This is a genomic window from Geothrix terrae, assembly GCF_022808775.1.
GTDB classification, from domain to species: domain Bacteria; phylum Acidobacteriota; class Holophagae; order Holophagales; family Holophagaceae; genus Geothrix; species Geothrix terrae.
In genome coordinates this window covers 1-18,530 of the sequence record NZ_JAKZLA010000008.1, presented here as the reverse complement: position 1 = coordinate 18,530, position 18,530 = coordinate 1, and the positions used below count along the sequence as shown (strand labels likewise).

The window sequence follows — 18,530 nt, the reverse complement described above, 5'->3', positions numbered from 1 at the left end:
TCCTCGTTGAGGGTGCGATGAGAGTCCCCATTATGCCGCAGCGGGGGGGCTCACGCCTCGATCGGAGTCTCTAGCAATTGCTCCAGGCTTCGTTTCAATTGTTTTAGATCGAAAGGCTTACCCAGGTGGGGCACCTGGTTCGTCTCCAGGAAGTCCCGGGTCTTCGTGTCGAAGGAATCGCCGGTGGTGTAAAGGATGCGGCGGGTCAGGGCCGGCTGCTGGGCCCGCAGCCACTCGAAGAGGTCCACCCCCGACAGCCCCGGCATGCGGATGTCGGAGACGATCAGATCGAAGGTCGCGGCCTTGAGGCGCTCGACCGCCTCATCGCCCCGCCCCGCCGAGGTGACCTCCAAGCCCCAGACCTGGAGGGCGTCCACCAGGCACTCCAGCAGGAAGGCTTCGTCGTCCACCACCAGGGCGCGGCGCCCCTGGAGCCCTGTGACGCCGGCCGCCGCCGAGTCCGCGGTCACCGCCGGGTCCGCGGCCCCCGCGAGGGGCAGCTCCATCAGGAAGGCGTTCCCCAGGCCGGCCTGGCTCCGCACCGTGAGCTGCCCGCCGTGCTGGCGGGCGATGAGATGGGCCACTGGCAGGCCCAGGGCTTCCGGGGTCGAGGCCGAGACGGGATCGAACAGGTCCGGAAGCTCGGCCTCCGGCAGCGGGGTTCCCGAGTCCTGGACCACCACCTGGATGTGGCCGTCCACCGCGCGGGTGGCCACGCGCAAGCGCTTGACCGGGCTGGCGGCCAGGGCCTGGAGGCCGTTCAGCATCAGGTTCGTCAGAGCCTGGCGCATGAGGACCGGGTCCAGGGGCGCTTCGGGAAGGGTCGGGTCCAGGCTCAGGTCCAGGTCGACCTCCATGCGCCGGGCCTTCAATTCCACGAGGTCCACGGCCTCCTGGATCACCTGGTTGAGCTGGGTCCGGACCCGGGCGGGGGTGGGCGGGTTCAGCACCGTCTGGAGCGGGTCCAGCAGGCTCTGCACCGAGTCCACGGCCTTCACCAGCCGCGCGGCCTGCTCCGCCTGGTGGGGATCCAGGGCGGATTCGGAGATGAGCCGGGCCTCCAGCAGCACGGGGGTGAGGCGGTTCGAGGCCTCGTGGAAGAGAGCCGGAACCAGCCGCCCCAGGGCCTCGTGCTTCTGGGAACGGACCAGCTGCGTCTCCAGGGCCTGGGTCTCGCTCGTGTCCCGCACCAGGGCCGACACCGCCAGGACGCGGTCATCGGCGCCCCGCACCGGGGCGTAGGTGACGCTGGCGGGGAAGGTCTCCCCCGCCTTCCGGACCCGGACCGTGTCGATGTCTCGGACCACCTGGCCCCGGCTCACCTGCTGGATGACCTGGTCCAGGTCGCCCCGCTCGCCCCCGGGGGCCAGCTTGCAGATGCTGTGGCCCACGATTTCCGGCCGCGAGTATCCGAAGATGCGCTCGGCCGCGGCGTTCCAGGTGAGGATCTTCCCGTCGGCCGAGAAGGACACCAGGGCCTCGCCCATGTTCTGGATGAGGCCTTCCAGGTACTTCCTGGTCTTCTGGTTGTCCTGGTTCACCCGCTCCAGCTGGGCGTAGAGCTGGGTCATCTCCTCGTTCTTCTTTTCCAGGGACTCCTTGGCCTGCTTCAGCTCGGAATAGAGCCGGGCCGTCTCCATGTTCGACTGGAGGGCGCTCTCCAGCAGCTCCTGGGGATCCGCCGCCCGGCCGGGCTGGAGGTCGGCCACGGTCACGTTGCCATGCTTCAGGACCGTCACATCCGCCACCGGCGCGGACTCTGTCCCGGATTCCGTCCTGGCCGGATCCGGCGGGGGCGGAAGCTCCCGCAGGGTCGAGCGCACGTTGGATTCGATGAGGGCGAGCATCCCGTCGAAGTCCTTGATCTTCTTGTCCAGGTGGTACTTGCGGAAGGTGTAGTCCACCGTCTCCCGGGTGATGGCCAGGAAGGTGTCCAGCACCCCGGGACCGCGGTTGGCCACGGATTCGAAGTAGGGCACGTTGCGGAAGTTCAGGCGGCGGTTCATGACGCCCACCGCCAGGGCGTCCGGCAGGTCCCGCTTGTTGTACTGGAGGACGAAGGGGATCTGCTTGATGTTCAAGCGGTTGGCATTGAGGTTGTGGTACAGGTTCGACAGCGAGTCCACGTTGTCCTGCATCTTGGCTTCGCTGGAATCCGCCACGAAGACCACGCCGTCCGCCCCGCCCAGCACCACCCGCCGGCTGGCGTCGTACTGCACCTGGCCCGGCACGGTGTAGATCTGCAGGTGGATGGAGTTGCCGTAGACATAGCCCAGGTTGATGGGCAGCAGGTCGAAGAAGAGGGTCCGGTCTTCCTGGGTGTTGACGGAAAAGAGCTCACCGCGCTGCCGGTCCGAGCACATGGCGTGCAGGGACTGAAGGTTGGTCGTCTTGCCCGAGAGGCCCGGCCCGTAGTAGACCAGCTTGAGCAGGATCTCATTGGCACGGGTATTGAACTGAACCATGGGTTCGCCAGGGAAAAAGTGGAGTCAAGCCTAACACGGGCCTTCGGAAGACAAGCCGCTCCCCAGCTTTACGGCAGGCCCCGTGATAGCATGACCTTTTTCACCTTTCCGAGGTTTTTGGCGTCATGACCGTCCCGACTCATGTCGCGATCATCTTCTCGGTATGCCCTCCGGGCATACGCGAGACCGGCCACGCGGAAGGGGCAGGCTTCCCTCCCTCCGGGGGCCCGCGATGACTGTCCCGACCCATGTCGCGATCATCATGGACGGCAACGGCCGCTGGGCGGCGCAGCGGGGGTGGCCCCGCATCAAGGGGCACAAGGCCGGGGTGCAGGCGGTGGAGCGCATCCTGGAGGCCGCCTCGGACGCGGGCATCCGGCACCTGAGCCTCTACGCCTTCTCCACCGAGAACTGGAAGCGCCCCCCCCAGGAGGTGGCCGCCCTCATGGCCCTCCTGCGCATGTACCTGCGCATGTTCGTCCACCAGCTGGCCCGCAAGGGCATCCGCTTCCACCACCTGGGCGCCCTCGAGGGGATGCCCGGCGGCATCCAGGCGGACATGCGGGCCCTGGAGAAGGCCACGGCGGGGAATCCGGGCATGACCTTCCACCTGGCCGTGAACTACGGATCCCGCCTGGAATTGGCCCAGGCCGCCCGGCGCTGCGTGGAGGAGGGCCTCCGTCCCGATCAGGTGGACGAGACCGCCCTGGGCGCCCGCCTCTGGACCGCCGGCGTGCCGGATGTGGACCTGCTCATCCGCACCAGCGGCGAGCACCGCATCTCGAATTTCCTGCTCTGGCAGTCCGCCTATGCCGAACTCTACATGACAGACCTCCTGTGGCCGGACTTCGGCCCCGCGGAGCTGAAAGAAGCGCTTGAGGACTACGCCCAGCGCGAACGGCGTTTCGGGGGGATCTGATGGAACGGACCACGCCCAAGGTCGACACGAAGAACATGACCGTGCGCATCGCCACGGCCCTGGTCTTCGGCGTCTTCTTCTTCAGCCTCCTCTGGTTCGGCGACCAGCCCTGGGCCCCCTGGACCTACCTGGCCGTCATGGCCCTCGCCATCCTCGGGGGCGTCCGCGAGATGACCCTCATGGCCCGGGTGCGGGGCTTCAACCCCTCCCTGGCCGCGGGAACCCTGGTGGGCTGGGGCATCCTCGCCCATTTCTTCCTGGCCACGGGCGGCCAGGATCCCCTGCCGCTCTGGCTGGTCCTCGCGGCCGGGGGCCTGGTGATCCACTTCAGCGCCCTCTTCTTCGACCGGAAGCTGGAGGAAGCCCTGCCCAGCCAGGCCATCACCTGGCTCGGAGCGCTCTACCTGGGCTTCGGCCTGGGCTTCCAGCAGAAGCTCTTCATGCTCCAGGGCACCCTGCCCAGGACCGGCAGCCGCCTCATCCTCGCCCTGTTCATCATCACCTGGTTCGGCGACAGCGCCGCCTACTTCGTGGGCACCTTCCTCGGCAAGCACAAGCTCGCGCCCCGGGTGAGCCCCAAGAAGAGCTGGGAAGGCGCCTTCGGCAACCTGGGCGGGAATCTCCTGGGGGCCTTCCTCATGAAGGCCACGGTCTGCTCCGAGTGGTCCGTGGTGGACGCCGTGGCCCTCGGGCTGCTGCTCGGCATCGCGGGCCAGCTGGGGGACCTGGTGGAGAGCACCTGGAAGCGCAGCGCGGGCGTCAAGGATTCCTGCGTGGGCGTGAGCATCCCCGGTCACGGCGGCGTGCTGGACCGCGTGGACAGCCTGGTGTTCGCCGCGCCGGTGCTGTTCGCGTATGTCCACTTCGTCCACGGGTTCAATTGACGTGAGACACCTCGCCCTCCTCGGCTCCACGGGGAGCATCGGCACCTCCACCCTGGACGTGGTGCGGGCGCATCCGGACCGCCTCTCGGTGGTGGCGCTGGCGGGCGGGCGCAACCGGGAGCTGCTGCGGGACCAGTGCGACGCCTTCCGGCCCCGCTGCGTCTCCGTGGGATCGAAGGGGGACGCGGAGTGGCTCCGCGCGAACCTCTCCTACCGGCCCGAGGTCCACTGGGGGGACGACGGCCTCCTGGCCTGCGCCCTCCATGCCGACGCCGACACAGTGGTGGCCGCCATCGTGGGCAGCGCCGGGCTCGCGAGCACCGAGGCCGCCCTGCGCGCCGGCCGCCGGGTCTGCGTGGCCAACAAGGAATCGCTGGTGGTGGGCGGCGCCCTCATGCACGAGGCGGCGCGCGCTGGCGGCGGCGAGCTGCTGCCCGTGGATAGCGAGCACGCCGCCCTGCATCAGCTGCTGGACGGGCGCGATCCCGCCTCCATCCGCGAGGTGAGGATCACCGCCAGCGGCGGCCCCTTCCGGGATTGGCCCCTGGCGCGGATCCAGGCCGCGACCATCCAAGAGGCCCTCAACCACCCCACCTGGAAGATGGGCCCCAAGATCACCATCGACAGCGCCACGCTGATGAACAAGGGCCTGGAGGTCATCGAGGCCTCGGTGCTCTTCGGGCTCACGGCCGACCAGGTGGCCGTCACGGTACACCCCCAGAGCCAAGTCCACGCCATGGTGGGCTTCCACGATGGCAGCTACCAGCTCCAGGTTTGCGCCAACGACATGAAGCTGCCCATCCAGTACTGCCTGCTCTACCCGGACAAGCAGCCCGGTCCCGTGGCCCCCTATCCGTGGGAGGAAGCCCGTACCTGGACCTTCGAGGCCCCGGACCTGGCGCGCTTCCCCTGCCTGGGGCTGGCCTTCGAGGCCCTGCGGGAGGGCGGCACCGCCCCGGCCCTGCTGAATGCCGCCAACGAGGTGGCCGTGGCCGCTTTCCTCCAAGGCCAGCTGGGGTTCTGGGACATCCAGGCCTGCAACCGGGACACCCTGGCCCGGATTCCCGCCGCGCCCCTGGCCTCCCTGGGCCAGGTGCTGGATGCAGACCGGGCCGCGAGGCGTCATGCTGAAGGATGGGTCCGAACCAGGGTCCGATCTTTCGGGTGTCCATGAACCGCCTCCGCCTGCCTTTGTCGTTCTGCTTCGCCTTCGCCGCCGTTTCGATCGTCGCCCTCAAAGTTCCCGGCGTGGGGTTCTGGGGGCCCGTGCTCATGCTGGGCGGCCTCATCTTCCTTCACGAAGGCGGCCACTTCCTGGCGGCCAAGTGGATGGGCATGCCCGTGGAGGTCTTCTCCCTGGGCTTCGGCCCCCGCCTCCTCGGCTTCAAGTGGCGCGAGACGGATGTCCGCCTGTCCCTCCTGCCCCTGGGCGGCTACGTGAAGCTGGCGGGCTTCAACCCCGAGGAGCCCGGCGCCGAGGATCCCTACGGCTTCCTCCAGCAGCCCTTCCACAAGCGGATGCTCTTCTACAGCGGCGGCATCCTGGCCAACCTGGCCACCACGCTGGTGCTCTTCGGCCTCGTGGGCGTCCACCAGGCCCGCGTCACCAAGGTGCAGGAGACCTGGACCGTGGTGGAGGTGGTGCCCGGCAGCGCCGCGGAGCAGGGCGGCCTCAAGGTGGGTGACGAGCTGCGCGGCATCGGCGACCTGAGCTTCCCGGGCGCCCAGTGGGAGGCGGCCGTGGCCTACATCCAGGCCCACCCGGACCAGCCCGTGCCCTTCCGTCTCACCCGGGACGGCAAGCCCATGGAGCTCCCGCTCACGCCCCGGGCCGAGGGCGGCAAGGGACGCCTGGGCTTCATGCCCCTGCCCGTGGCCACGCCGCTGGAGTTCCGCCCCTTCCAGGCGGGCGACCTGTGGACCGGTGGCCGTTATGCGGTGGAGACCTCCTGGCGCCTCACGGGCCAGGTCTTCAGCTTCCTCAAGCGCCTCGTGACCTTCCAGGCCCGCAGCGCCGAAGTGGCCGGTCCCATCGGCATCATCAAGCAGGGCAGCAAGGCCGCCCAGCATGGCTGGGAGACCTTCCTCTTCATGTGCGGAGCCATCAGCCTCCAGCTGGCCATCCTCAACGCCCTGCCCATCCCGGCCCTGGACGGCGGCCACATGGCCCTGCTGGCCTTCGAGAAGCTGCGGCGCAAGGATCTCACCATCGAGCTGAAGGAGAAGATCCTCACGGGCGGCTTCATCCTCCTGGCCTCCCTCATGGCCCTGGTGATCTTCCTGGACCTGATGAAGCTGCGGAGGTAGCGGAAGCCTCACCCCGCCGCACCGCTCCCGGCCCGCGGCAGCAGCACCCGGAAGGCGGTGCCTCGCCCGGGGGCCGTACCCACCTGCAAGGTCCCCCGATGCTGCCGGACGATGTTGAGCACCATGGCCAGTCCCAGGCCGGTGCCGTGGCCCGGGGATCGCTGGTCCCGGGCCTTTTTCCCTCAGCCCGGCATGACTCCCCGGGGGAAGGCATCCAACCGGTGTCCCTGGAGGTTCCTTGCGCGCCGCCCTCGCCCTCTTCCTCGCCCTGTCCCTGCCCGCCGCTGAAAGGAAGGTTCCCATGTCCCTGCACGAGATCACCCTCCGCACCCTGGATGGGAAGCCCCAGTCCCTGGCCGCCTACAAGGGCAAGGTCGTGCTGGCCGTGAACGTGGCCAGCGAGTGCGGGTTCACGCCCCAGTACGCGGGGCTGCAGAAGCTCTACGCGGACTACAAGGACCGCGGCCTGGTGGTGCTCGGCTTCCCCTGCAACCAGTTCGGCGCCCAGGAGCCCGGCACCGCGGCCCAGATCGAGAGCTTCTGCCAGAAGAACTACGGGGTGACCTTCCCCCTCTACGAGAAGCTGGACGTGAAGGGCGCGCACCAGGCCCCCGTGTACCAGTTCCTCACCGCCAAGCACGGCGAGCCCGCCTGGAACTTCCACAAGTACCTCGTGGGCAAGGACGGCCAGGTGCTCCAGGCCTTCCCCAGCAAGGTCGCTCCCGACAGTCCCGACCTGCGAGCCGCCATCGAGTCCGCCCTGAAGTAGTTACTTCGTCGCCACCACGGCCGCCGGCGGCGTCTCGCGCATCTCGACGTAGAGGGCCTTCACGCCGTTGATGAGGAACTGCATGGCCACGGCGGCGAGGATGAGGCCCATGAGCTTGTTCACCACCTTGGTGCCGATGGCGCCCAGGCGGGCGAAGACGGCCGGCGCCTTGCGCAGGAAGAGGTAGACGATCCAGGTGTTCAGGAAGATGGCCAGCAGCACCACGCCGTACTCCAGCCAGCTGATGCCCGCGATCATGCCCATCACCGTCGACAGCGTGCCCGGGCCCGCCACCAGCGGGATGCCGAAGGGGATGATGGCGAAGTCTTCCGGCAGCTTGCGGCTGGCCTCGGCCTTCTCGTCCTCGGTGGTGCGCTCGCGGGGATCCTCGCCGTAGAGCATGGCGATGGCGCGGTAGAGCACCAGCACGCCGCCCACGAAGCGCATGGCCAGCGCCGTGAAGCCGAAGAGGCTGAACATGAACTGGCCCACCAGGGCGAAGGCCAGCATGGCCGCGCCCGCCGTCAGCGCCGCCTTCTTCGCGCTGCGGCGCAGGGCCGGCGCCTCCATGCCCGCGGTGGCGCTGGCGAAGATGGCCGCCGCGCTGATGGGATTCAGCACCGAGAACAGCGAGGTCGCCACGCCGAGGGCGAAGGATAAGGTGGGCAGGGGGCCGAGGTGGGGCATGGCCTACTGTAGCCGCTAGGGCCTGTTTTCAAAGGGGGGCGTGGCCGCGCAAGGGGCGCCGCCCAAGCGAGGCCAGGAAAGCGACGAAGGCGATAGCGGCTCCTATCGGCGAGGAGCTTGACGCAGCATCGCGCCGGGCGCCGCCCCTTGCCCTCCGGGACGATGGCCAGCCGCGCCCCTGGCTGCGTTGCCAACCTCGAGCGATGTCCCGCATCGCCCTTCGGCCGGCGCCTTGCCATGAGCGCGGCTGGACACCGTCGCGGCGGCGTCCCACTTTGAAAACAGGCCCTAAACTTCTCCCATGCGCGACCTCGAGACCCTGCGGGAGCAGCACCAGCGCCGGCTGGCCTGGATGCCCTGGCTCTACTTCGCCCTGAAACCCCGCCACCGCGCCTGGGCCGAGGCCTGGCAGGCGGAGGTGCAGGCGCGCCTCGTGGCCCAGGAGACCGTGACCCTCGGCTCGGGCTGCTTCATCGCGCCGGACGCCGCCATCTTCGGCGAACCCGGCCGGGGCGTGGTGCTGGGCGACCGCTGCGCCATCGCCGCCCAGGCCTTCCTGCACGGGCCCCTCACCCTGGGTCGCGACGTGAGCGTGAACGCCGGCGCCCGTCTCGACGGTGGGCGCAAGGGCATCACCCTCGGCGACGGCACGCGCATCGCCAGCGGGGCGGCCCTCTACGCCTTCGATCACGGGATGAAGCCGGACCGCGACCTCAAGGACCAGCCCGTGCGCTCCCGCGGCATCCACATCGGCCGCGATGTCTGGATCGGCGCCAACGCCGGCGTCACCGACGGCGTGCGCATCGGCGACCACGCCGTGGTGGCCATGGGGGCCGTGGTCACGAAGGACGTGCCCGAGTGGGCCATCGTCGCGGGGGTGCCCGCCGTGGTGGTGGGGGACCGCCGGCACCGCTGATCGCGTCGTCCCCTGCCACGCCCGCGGGCTCCGATGTTGCATTTCGCGCGGCGACCCTGCGCCTTCACGAAGTCAACCGTGCTGTTGGCTTCACTTCCAGATCTGGCACGGGTCGTGAGACGTCCTCCGCACGGGGTGACCCACCCCACCCCAGCAAGGAGGTCCCATGCGCCGTCTGGTCCTGCTCGCCCTCGCCACCCTCGCCGCCTTCCCCCTCTCCGCCCACCACCCCTGGCGCCGTCCCTCCCGCCGCGTGGTGGTGGTGGAACGGGATGCCTGCGGGGATTCCTACCGCCGCTGGGAGGACGACCGCTGGGAGCGCCGGGGTTATTATCCCGAAGCCTACGTCCGGCCCTACCGCGATGAGGACTGCGAAGCGGGTCGCGTGGTCCTCCAGCCGCTGCCGCGGCCCCTGCCTCGGCCTCTGGCCCCGCCCTTCCAGGCCCGCGTGGAGCTCTGGTTCCACTGAACCGGAGGATCTGGCAGCCCGCGGATTCGACAGCCCCTGTCCCATGGACGGGCCCAAGCTGAAAGGGTTCTCTCCCGTTTTCCGACTTTTTTCGTCATTCAGTCTTGACGAACGCGAATAAAAGACGAATATTTGGGAAACGGAATTGACGGAGCCCCCATGCGGACCTCTTTTCGCAGTTTCGGCTACAAGTTCAGCGGCTACTTCATGGAGTACGGCCCCATCGAGGCGGAGAGCCTCGAGGCGGCCAAGGCCCAGATCCGCCAGCGCCTCGGCGTGAGCCGCCTCCCCCTGGGCTTCCAGGTCTGGGACCTCTCGGAGCGCCCCCTCACCCGCTGGCGGGTGGCCGCCGCCAGCTGATTCAGGCCCGGCGGGCCTTCCACCAGGCCGTGCCTTCGGCCACATCGCGCGTGATCTGCGCCCGGAGCTCGTCCACCGAGGCGAAACGGGCCTCGCCGCGGAGGCGGTGGAGGAAGCGCAGGTGGAGGCGGGCGCCGTAGAGGTCGCCCTCGAAGCCCGGCAGGTGGGTCTCCACCGTGAGCCGCCGGCCCTCGAAGGTGGGCTTTTCGCCCACGTTGGTGAGTCCCAGGCGGGGCCCCCCCAGGGAAGGATGGTGGTGCGGCAGGAAGGCTTCGGTCACATAGACGCCGTAGGCCGGCAGCTGCTCCTGGTCCCAGGCCAGGTTCGCCGTGGGGAAGCCCAGGTGGCGCCCCCGCCGGTCCCCCTCCACCACCACTCCCGTCAGGGTGTAGGGGTGGCCCAGCAGCTCCGCGGCGGCCTCCACCTCGCCCCGGTCCAGGGCCTCCCGGATGCGGGTGCTGGAGAGGCGCCCGCCATCCGGGGCCCGCAGGGCCAGGGTGTGCACGGCGCAGCCGTGTTCGGCGCCCCAGGCCTCCAGGGTGTCCACGTTGCCGCTGCGGTCTCGGCCGAAGCAGAAGGCCCGGCCCACGTGCAGCTCCACGGGCGAGAGGGCCCGCCGCACGCCGCCCAGGAAGGCGGCGGGGCTCAGCTCCGAGAAGGCGCGGCTGAAGGGGATCACCCAGGCCAGGTCCATGCCCTCGGATTCGAAGGCCTCCAGGCGCTGCTCCAGAGTCATCAGCAGCTTCGGCTTGCGCTGGGGCGCCACCACCACCGTGGGGTGCGGATCGAAGGTGACCACGGCCGCCCGCAGGCCCGCGGACCGGGCCCGGCTGGCAGCGATGCGCAACAGCTCCCGGTGGCCCGCGTGGACGCCGTCGAAGGTCCCCAGGGTGACGATGGAGGGCCCCGCGGCGGGGGCCGTCTCCAGGGTGTGGCGCCAGACCTGCATCATTCGGCGCCGTCCTGCTCCGCGGGCCAGGCCAGGCTGGCCACCACGCTGCCGGCCAGGATCGCGGCGATGATCAGCAGGCTGTACTGCACGGGGATGTGCACCCAGGTCGCGACGCACATCTTCACGCCTACGAAGGCCAGCACCATGGCCAGCCCGGTCTTCAGGCGGTGGAAGCGGTCCATCATCTTGGCCAGCAGGAAGTAGAGGCTCCGCAGGCCCAGGATGGCGAAGATGTTCGAGGTGTAGACCACGAAGGGATCGCGGCTCACGGCCAGCACCGCCGGGATGGAATCCACGGCGAAGACCAGGTCCGTCACCTCGATGGTGATGAGCACCAGCAGCATGGGCGTGGCGAGGCGGCGGCCCTCCTTGAACGACCAGAAGTGCTCGTGGCCGCCCCGCTCGTCGTAGGGCACGAAGCGGCGGAAGGCGCGCACCAGCGGGTTCTGGGTGGGATCGGGATCCTCGCCCTTCACCAGCAGCATCTTCACGCCGGTGTAGAGGAGGAAGCCCCCGAAGACGTACATCATCCACTCGAAGCGGTTCAGCAGGGCCGTACCCGCGAGGATCATCGCGGCCCGCATGACGAGGGCCCCCAGCACGCCCCAGAACAGCACCCGGTGCTGGTGCCGCAGGTCCACCTGGAAGCTCTGGAACACCAGGACGAACACGAAGAGGTTGTCCACACTGAGGGACTTCTCCAGCACGTAGCCCGTGAACCACTCCAGCCCCTTCTGGGTGCCCTCCGTCTGGAAGATCACCACGTTGAAGATGAGGGCCAGCGTGATCCAGACCGCGCTCCAGATCCCGGCCTCCCGCATGCTGGGCGCGTGGATCTTCCGGTTGAACACGCCCAAGTCCAGGGTGAGCATCAGGAACACGAAGGCATGGAAGCCCCCCCAGGCCCACCAGGGAGCGGCTTGCAGCAGGGCATCGACCAAGGAGTCCTCCAGGACATCCAGCTTATCGAACGCCGGAAGCCCCCCGACCAGAGGGAGCGCTCTCCCATGGGATGATGGTGCCCGTGAGCCTCCCCCGACTCTTCCTCGCCCCCCCGGCTGACGCCGCCGAGAACGTCATCCTGCCCCTGGGCGTCGAGGCCGCGCGCCACCTGCGGGCCCTGCGCCTCCAACCCGGCGACGCCCTGGAGCTGGTCCTGGGGGATCAGCCCTGGATGGCGGACCTGGCCGAGCTGGACCGCGGCCGGGCCGTGGCCCGCCTGGTGGCCCCCCTGCACGAGGATCGCGAGTCGCCCATCTCCCTTCAGGCCTGCCTGCCGATCCCTGCGCAGCTCAGCCTCTTCGACGACTGGCTGGCGCCCCTGGTGGAGCTGGGCGTCACGCTCATCCAGCCCGTGGCCTACGCCCGCAGCGAGTTCGATTCCGCCAAGGCCGCCGCCCGCGCCGAGCGCTGGGCTCGGATCCTCCAGTCCGCCTGCGAGCAGAGCCACCGCAGCCGCCTGCCCGAGCTCCGCTCACCCATTCCCTTCCACGCGCTGCCGGCCTGGGACGCGCCCCAGAAGTGGGTGGCCTACGAGCTGGCCACGGGGCAGGCCAACCCGGACCTGCGCCGGGAGGCCCTGGCCTTCACCTGCGGGCCCGAAGGGGGGATCACGGACGCTGAGTATGCCGCCCTGTCCGTCGCCGGCTGGTGCCCCGTGAGCCTGGGCCGCAGCATCCTCCGCGCCGTCACCGCCCCCGTGGCCCTGCTGGGGGCCGTGCAGTTCGAGCTGGGAAGGCCTCCCGACAAACCCCGTCTTGCGAGGTAAGCTGGAGGCTCCCTCCGGAGTCCCCATGCGCGTGCTGCCGTTCCTCCTGGCCACGGTCCCCTTTCTCGCCCAGGCGGCGCCCCCCGTGCAGGAGGGGCCCCTTCGCGCCCACCTGGCCTTCCTGGCGGATGACCTGCTGGAGGGCCGCGGCACCGGGCAGCGGGGGGCCGAGCTGACCGTGCGCTACCTGGAGACCCAGCTGCAGGCCCTGGGCCTGAAGCCCGCCCAGGGAACGTCGTACCGGCAGGCCGTCTCCCTGCTGGGCCTCCGCACCCTCACCGACCGCAGTGTCCTGAGCTTCATGGGCGGCGGGGCCTGCGCCACGCCCGCCTTCGGCTCGGGCATCGTCTACGGTTCCGGCGCCGCCAGGGCCGAGCAGTCCTTCGATGCACCCGTGGTCTTCGCGGGCTTCGGCATCCATTCACCCGCGGACCGCTGGGATGATTTCAAGGGCGTGGATCTGAAGGGCAAGGTCCTGCTGGTGCTCGTGAACGAACCCGCCCCCACCGCCGAGGAACCGGAGCGGTTCGAGGGCCCCGACCTCAGCTATTTCGGCCGCTGGACCTACAAGTTCGAGGAGGCCGCCCGCCAGGGCGCCGCCGGCATCCTGCTCATCCACACCACCCCCTCCGCCAGCTATGGCTGGCCCGTGGTGCGCAATGGCTGGGACGCGGAGCGCTTCCGGCTGGCCAGGGGCCCCGAGGGGGCGCCGCTCGAGGGCTGGGTCACCGAGGAGGTGGCCCGGGCCCTGGTGAAGCAGGGGGGCGGGGACCTCGACGCCCTCCGGGCCGCCGCCCAGCGCCGCGACTTCCGGCCCGTGCCCCTGGACCTGCGCCTCAAAGGCACCCTCGCCAGCGCCGTGCGCACCCTCGACCAGTTCAACGTGGCCGGCGTGATCCCCGGCTCCGACCTGGCCCTGAAGGAAGAGGTCGTCATCTATTCCGCCCACTGGGACCACCTGGGCAAGGGCGCCGCCCCCGCTCCGGACAGCCACCCAGGCCACGACGGGGACGACATCTACAACGGCGCCGTGGACAATGCCTCGGGCTGCGCCGCCCTGCTCGCCATGGCCCAGGCCGCCGTCCACGCCCCGGCCCGGCGCAGTCAGATGTTCCTCTTCGTCTGCGGGGAGGAGCAGGGGCTGCTGGGTTCCAAGGCCTACGCCGCCAGCCCCCTCTGGCCCCTGGCGAAGACCGCGGCAGACCTGAACCTGGACAGCCTCAACTTCGTGGCCCCCGCGCGGGACATCGGCCTGCCCTTCGGCAACCGCAGCACCCTCGGCGACCTGGGCACCGCCGTGGCCAAGGCCTCGGGCCTCGCCGTCGCCTCCACCCGTCCCGATACCGCGGGCGGCTACTTCCGCTCGGACCACTTCAGCTTCGTCCAGGCGGGCGTGCCCGCCCTGTCCGTGGGTGGCGGCCGGGACTACCTGGGTGCCGACCCCGCCGCCCTGAAAGCCAAGGCCGCCGCCTACGGCAAGCGCTACCACCAGGTCACCGACGAATACGACCCCACCTGGGACCTGCGCGGCATGCTCCAGCAGGCCCAGTTCACCTTCGACCTCGGCCAAGCCGTCGCCAACGCCCCCACCAAACCCACCTTCAAAGCCGCCCGCTAGCCCCGCCCCCGATCCGCTCTTTTTTAGTCTGCCTAATCAGCCCTCCTGCTGCTGTAGTCCCACGGGATTTTCAACACTTACCATCCCCCAAACCCGGGCTAGACGACCCTCAACCCCCTCCCCCCTCATCGTCCAATTCAAAGTTAGGCTTCCACCTTTGCTGGAAATTACTCAGCCTTTGTTCATACATCTGCGTCCATTGTTAGTTCAACCTCTCGGCCCATTCTATGCACTGGGGGAAAAATGGCAGCACTTGTCGTAATTACTTTAATAGCGGCGATTCTCATCTTCTTGCATTTATACAAGGCAAAGAAGCAGTATGGGAATGAATACATGGATATGGTCGATGGGATGATGAAGAAACTCGGCACGAACGTCGAATCTGAAGAAATCCAGGACCTGCTCGACACGCTTACAGAGATTAGAGAAGTTCATAAGGGACTCGCCAGCCACAAACCCAAGATGACTTCTGAAATGGCAAGATTGATCGCTTCAATAATGCTCCAAAAACCGACAACCGCCTCTGCTACCAAGAAAGAACAATTGGAAATCATGATTAGAAACGAAGCTGTTCTTACGGCATTTGCCTGGCGGACAGCAGAAGGGACCCTTGTTCCTGACTTACAGATGTTCGAATTGATCAAAGATGGGATGTCAGAAGAAGAAAGGAAGGAGTATCTGAGTTTGAAAGAGAAAGATAAAGTTCAAGTAGAGAAGGGTCTTAATCTTGCAATTTTAGCCGAACTGAAATCAAAATAATTCTATTCGAAATCAGCCTAACCCTCCGCTCAAGTCGGACCCCGCCTGCACTGCCTTTCGCTCTCTCTCAACATTTCGCTATCTCGGCTCCGCTCATCGTCTCGGTGCAGGCGTGGCCGCTTAGCTTCCTTCGTTAGGGCTCTCGCATGACCCTACTACCCGCCTTCCCAATCGCACTTATTGTCCTGCTTGCTCCGGGTCATTTGCAGGACTCTCGTGTCAGTGAGAGTGCTGGCGTGGGTTTCTTGAAGCATGCGCTGGTGGAAGACAGGCTTTCCCACGACCGAAAACTACCGAAGAGCGATAGAGAAGCTCATGCAAAAGCTTTTCATCTTGAACTCAACCGTGCATTCAAACAATTGATGATGGAAGCTCATTCAGGTGATATCGAATCAATGTACCGCATTGGCGCTTACAGTCGGATGTTTGCCAAGGAGGGGCTGACTACTCAGAAGGAATGCCTCCCATGGATTGAGCAAGCAGCACTCAAAGGCCACCCTGAGGCCCCCTTTGAGTACGCTTTAATAATGCTCGATGATGATTCTATCGACAAAGCTAAAGGATTTGAGTGGCTGAAGCGTTCCACCCAGATGGGGCAACGAAAGGGCGAGGCTGCAGTTCATCTGGTTCGATACTATTCGTACGGATCGAAGGAATTGGGCATTAAGCGGAATCCAGCAATAGCGTGGACTTGGGCCGAAAAGGGTGCCAAGGCATTCGGAATGGATGTCGCTGAATTCCTGATTGTAAATGGCCTTCAGAACCCAGATAAGATCAAACCTAGTTTTGTTCAATTTGAATAGACGTATCGTTGATCGCCCTAACCCTCCGCTCAACTCGGACCCCGCCTGCATTGCCTTCCACTCTCTCTCAACATCTCGCTTTCTCGGCTTCGTTCAGCGTCTCGGTGCAGGCGGGGCCGGTTAGCTTCATTCGTTAGGCGTTCAATGAGCCTCCGAAAATCCATCCTCGCTCTTTGCTGGCTCGTCGCCTCAACTACCACTTTGCTTGCAGATGGCTTCAAATTCACGAAAGGGCGACTCGCTGACGAGCCGGTAATTGAAATTCAACTCACGAAAGCTCAGGCAGCCCTGGTTCGAAGCCAGTTCAAGCCCGGCATGAAGATCAAGCTGACAAAGAGGCAGCAGTTCGATATCCGATCAAAAGCCAAAGCCAAGATTGGCCCTACTGTTCTTGAACTGTGGAAACCAGCTGATCTTGATGGCGACTGTTCCTGTTTCCTATGGAATATTGGCCTGATCTTCAAGGATGGTTGGGTTGAACTGCCAATCCACCGCATCGTCTCCGACAAAGAAGCCGAAGAACGTCAACCAGATCCAGAAAGCTAATGGTTCGGCACACGCCTAACCCTCCGCTCAACTCGGACCCCGCCTGCATTGTCTTCCGCTCTCTCTCAACATTTCGCTTCCTCGGCTCTGCTCAGCGCCTCGGTGCAGGCGGGGCTGGTTAGCTTCATTCGTTAGGCCTCTCATGGAAGCCACGATTACTCATTGTCCTGTCTGCGGGCATGGGCCATTCAACTCCGCCTATGCTTCAGCGCAGGAGCTCCGTTGGTCCTACGACATCTGCGAATGTTGCGGGTGTGATTACGGATACGACGACCACGAACAGCATTACCAATCTTGGGTGAATCAGGGTTGCCTATGGTTTTACCCCGAACGTAAGCCGATAAACTGGCAGCTAGAATCCCAGCTTCCTTACATAATCCGGCCATGGCCACCATCGGCCTAACCCTTAGCTCAACTCGGACCCCGCCTGCATTGCCTTCCGCTCTTTCTCTTCATCCCGCTTCCTCGGCTCCGCTCATCGCTTCGGTGCAGGCGGGGCCGGTTAGCTTCATTCGTTAGGGCTCCTGCATTGAGATCCAACACCCTTGAATTCATCACACCAATGGAGCCTGAGAAATGCCTTTCGGCGTTAACCGATGTTATCGATATTCAGAATTCGATTTTGTGGGAACCGCGCGGCACTCGGCCTGTTTTAGGTATCGCATCAATTTCTGGGTTCCGACTCCACAAGAGAATTAACTATCGCAACAGTTTCCAAACATTTGTGTATGGCCAAATCTCACCTACTGCAACTGGGTCTCAGGTGTTTATCAAGTTTCGTGTAAATCGAATCCCGTTCTGGTTCTCAGTTCTGGTTTCTGTTTGGTGCGGAACCGTGTGGTATTCCAGTCGTAGCAAGGGCGATCTATCGTTTATTCTTCTATTGATGGTTGCCTTCCTTTGGGCGATCTTTGGGCTCGGTCGTTTCATTGCCAGGTCCGAGCAAGGATTCTTGGCAAATTTCCTTTGCACTACACTCAAAGCACCGTCATCGCGTCCCGAGCCCTAACCCTCCGCTCAAGTCGGACCCCGCCTGCATTACCTTTCACTCTCTCTCAGCAGTTTGCTATCTCGGCTTCGCTTGTCGCCTCGGTGCAGGCGGGGCCGCTTAGCTTCATTCGTTAGGTCGCTCAAGAATGATCCGCTTGATTTCCAGCTTCCTACTGTTTCTGACACTCGTTCCATTCCGGCTGGTAGCCGGAAACCCCTCTGTTCTCGGTGTGTTGGAAACACCGCAATGCAAAGAGCAGAGTGGCATTCGTGTTAGGGCCTTGTTCGCGAAGAGTGGAAAGAATTGGATCTCATTAGACAACGATCAAGCTGGGCGCAGGTTTCTCATCACCAAAATGGAATGGATCGTCATTTATGAAGGAAAGAAATTAGGTTCTATTGAAACGACAGATCCTGGGTTCAGCACTGAATATCCGTGGACCTACTCAAGAGACAGGGTATTGAATCCAATCTCAAGTCATTCATTTTCTTCAGTTAAAAATAAAGGGAAACGTTTTCATGGCTGGTGCTCAATTCCAGAAGATCGCCCGTTGATCGTCCTTTCTGAAGGGTCAGCAATTGACCCATCCAAATGGACACGATCAACTCTAAGCATGAAAAACAAAGAACGACTTTTCGGTGTATTCAAGAAAGTGGCTGGCCGTGCGTTCTTTTGCCCCAAAGACCCAGAGACTTCTGTTCCATTTCAATACACCCTAAAAAGCATCGAAGTTCTCGACTGTCTTAAAGACAAAGATGGTCGGCAACTCGTCACGCTGCGCCTTCGGCCCATCAAAGAGTCTGAAACCTGTGATGGTCCTCCCGATACCGCCTGGGATCAGCACACATTCCTACTCTCAGAAGGAGCCACATATCTTGGCGCGGGCCTGGAACTAGTTGGCTCGGGTGATTTCGATGGCGATGGGCAATCTGAACTGCTGTTTTGGCACAGCGGGTATAACGAAGATGGGTATTTGCTATTCTCAAGTGGGTTAATACAGAAAGCAAAATACTTTTGGGGCTACCACTAAGTTTGTAATTCGGCGAATCTTGGCACATCATTCATTGCGATGTTCGCCACCTAACCCTCCGCTCAACTCGGACCCCGCCTGCATTGCCTTCCGCTCTCTCTCACCTTCTCGCTTCCTCGACTCCGCTCAGCGCTTCGGTGCAGGCGGGTCCGGTTAGCTTCATTCGTTAGGCCTCGTTCGCCCTTCTCTTTCTGTCTGCTTGGCGGTGGGGTTCTGGCCCAGCTTCGTCAGCCTGGCTTGCTCTGGCGGCAAACCCGCATCATTCCTCGTCCTTCTGGTTTCACCGA

Annotated in this window: 18 protein-coding genes and 1 pseudogene; 14 read left to right on the top strand and 5 right to left on the bottom strand. The window is 65.1% G+C overall.

What is annotated here, in order from left to right; translation table 11 throughout:
- Nucleotides 1-50 precede the first annotated feature (50 nt).
- The gene (locus MLE42_RS14030; RefSeq protein WP_243288503.1) at nucleotides 51-2,465 is read right to left on the bottom strand and encodes a PAS domain S-box protein; all 2,415 of its coding nucleotides are present in this window, start codon (nucleotides 2,463-2,465) and stop codon (nucleotides 51-53) included.
- Between the two features lie 232 nt (nucleotides 2,466-2,697).
- Here MLE42_RS14030 and uppS point away from each other — a divergent pair, with 232 nt between their 5' ends.
- From uppS to MLE42_RS14010, 4 genes are read left to right on the top strand one after another with little or no spacing between them, the layout of a single operon-like run.
- Nucleotides 2,698-3,384: a polyprenyl diphosphate synthase gene (gene uppS, locus MLE42_RS14025; RefSeq protein WP_243288502.1), complete on the top strand. Its 687-nt coding sequence runs from the start codon at nucleotides 2,698-2,700 to the stop codon at nucleotides 3,382-3,384.
- Nucleotides 3,384-4,268, top strand: a complete 885-nt coding sequence (locus MLE42_RS14020) for a phosphatidate cytidylyltransferase (protein ID WP_243288501.1) — start codon at nucleotides 3,384-3,386, stop codon at nucleotides 4,266-4,268. The genes uppS and MLE42_RS14020 overlap by 1 nt, the downstream gene beginning before the upstream one ends.
- Before the next feature lies 1 nt (nucleotide 4,269).
- Nucleotides 4,270-5,442, top strand: a complete 1,173-nt coding sequence (gene dxr / locus MLE42_RS14015) for a 1-deoxy-D-xylulose-5-phosphate reductoisomerase (protein WP_243288500.1) — start codon at nucleotides 4,270-4,272, stop codon at nucleotides 5,440-5,442.
- A complete protein-coding gene (locus tag MLE42_RS14010) occupies nucleotides 5,439-6,575 on the top strand; it encodes a M50 family metallopeptidase (RefSeq protein ID WP_243288499.1) in 1,137 nt (378 codons plus the stop codon). The genes dxr and MLE42_RS14010 overlap by 4 nt, the downstream gene beginning before the upstream one ends.
- Before the next feature lie 8 nt (nucleotides 6,576-6,583).
- Here MLE42_RS14010 and MLE42_RS16400 read toward each other — a convergent pair.
- Nucleotides 6,584-6,727 (bottom strand): annotated as a pseudogene (locus MLE42_RS16400) (ATP-binding protein); the annotation flags it as partial.
- Between the two features lie 149 nt (nucleotides 6,728-6,876).
- Here MLE42_RS16400 and MLE42_RS14005 point away from each other — a divergent pair.
- The gene (locus tag MLE42_RS14005; RefSeq protein WP_420843102.1) at nucleotides 6,877-7,344 is read left to right on the top strand and encodes a glutathione peroxidase; all 468 of its coding nucleotides are present in this window, start codon (nucleotides 6,877-6,879) and stop codon (nucleotides 7,342-7,344) included.
- Here MLE42_RS14005 and MLE42_RS14000 read toward each other — a convergent pair whose 3' ends face one another.
- On the bottom strand, nucleotides 7,345-8,031 hold the full coding sequence (locus MLE42_RS14000) for a MarC family protein (protein WP_243288497.1): 687 nt from the start codon (nucleotides 8,029-8,031) through the stop codon (nucleotides 7,345-7,347).
- A 301-nt stretch (nucleotides 8,032-8,332) separates the two neighbouring features.
- Here MLE42_RS14000 and MLE42_RS13995 point away from each other — a divergent pair, with 301 nt between their 5' ends.
- From MLE42_RS13995 to MLE42_RS13985, 3 genes are all read left to right on the top strand, one after another.
- Nucleotides 8,333-8,947: an acyltransferase gene (locus MLE42_RS13995; RefSeq protein WP_243288496.1), complete on the top strand. Its 615-nt coding sequence runs from the start codon at nucleotides 8,333-8,335 to the stop codon at nucleotides 8,945-8,947.
- A gap of 166 nt (nucleotides 8,948-9,113) precedes the next feature.
- Nucleotides 9,114-9,416 carry a hypothetical protein gene (locus MLE42_RS13990; RefSeq protein WP_243288495.1) on the top strand — a complete coding sequence of 101 codons (303 nt, stop codon included), beginning with the start codon at nucleotides 9,114-9,116 and terminating at the stop codon, nucleotides 9,414-9,416.
- Nucleotides 9,417-9,575: 159 nt separating this feature from the next.
- Complete coding sequence (locus tag MLE42_RS13985) at nucleotides 9,576-9,776, top strand: hypothetical protein (protein ID WP_243288494.1); 201 nt, start codon at nucleotides 9,576-9,578, stop codon at nucleotides 9,774-9,776.
- Between the two features lies 1 nt (nucleotide 9,777).
- Here the strand turns inward: MLE42_RS13985 and MLE42_RS13980 are convergent, their stop codons facing one another.
- Together MLE42_RS13980 and MLE42_RS13975 are read right to left on the bottom strand one after the other, a co-directional pair.
- Nucleotides 9,778-10,728 carry a bifunctional riboflavin kinase/FAD synthetase gene (locus tag MLE42_RS13980; protein ID WP_243288493.1) on the bottom strand — a complete coding sequence of 317 codons (951 nt, stop codon included), beginning with the start codon at nucleotides 10,726-10,728 and terminating at the stop codon, nucleotides 9,778-9,780.
- On the bottom strand, nucleotides 10,725-11,669 hold the full coding sequence (locus MLE42_RS13975; protein ID WP_243288492.1) for a TerC family protein: 945 nt from the start codon (nucleotides 11,667-11,669) through the stop codon (nucleotides 10,725-10,727). The genes MLE42_RS13980 and MLE42_RS13975 overlap by 4 nt, the downstream gene beginning before the upstream one ends.
- A gap of 83 nt (nucleotides 11,670-11,752) precedes the next feature.
- Between MLE42_RS13975 and MLE42_RS13970 the strand changes: the two genes are divergently transcribed.
- The 6 genes from MLE42_RS13970 (at nucleotide 11,753) to MLE42_RS13945 (ending at nucleotide 18,243) form a co-directional block, all read left to right on the top strand.
- Nucleotides 11,753-12,496, top strand: coding sequence for an RsmE family RNA methyltransferase (locus MLE42_RS13970; protein ID WP_243288491.1), 744 nt, complete (start codon nucleotides 11,753-11,755; stop codon nucleotides 12,494-12,496).
- Nucleotides 12,497-12,521: 25 nt separating this feature from the next.
- Complete coding sequence (locus tag MLE42_RS13965; RefSeq protein WP_243288490.1) at nucleotides 12,522-14,114, top strand: M28 family peptidase; 1,593 nt, start codon at nucleotides 12,522-12,524, stop codon at nucleotides 14,112-14,114.
- Between the two features lie 243 nt (nucleotides 14,115-14,357).
- A complete protein-coding gene (locus tag MLE42_RS13960; protein ID WP_243288489.1) occupies nucleotides 14,358-14,873 on the top strand; it encodes a hypothetical protein in 516 nt (171 codons plus the stop codon).
- Between the two features lie 146 nt (nucleotides 14,874-15,019).
- Nucleotides 15,020-15,676, top strand: a complete 657-nt coding sequence (locus MLE42_RS13955; protein WP_243288488.1) for an SEL1-like repeat protein — start codon at nucleotides 15,020-15,022, stop codon at nucleotides 15,674-15,676.
- 144 nt (nucleotides 15,677-15,820) lie between these two features.
- On the top strand, nucleotides 15,821-16,222 hold the full coding sequence (locus MLE42_RS13950; RefSeq protein WP_243288487.1) for a hypothetical protein: 402 nt from the start codon (nucleotides 15,821-15,823) through the stop codon (nucleotides 16,220-16,222).
- Between the two features lie 1,145 nt (nucleotides 16,223-17,367).
- Nucleotides 17,368-18,243 (top strand): hypothetical protein, encoded by an 876-nt coding sequence (locus tag MLE42_RS13945; protein WP_243288486.1) that lies wholly within the window; start codon nucleotides 17,368-17,370, stop codon nucleotides 18,241-18,243.
- The last annotated feature ends 287 nt before the right edge of the window (nucleotides 18,244-18,530 follow it).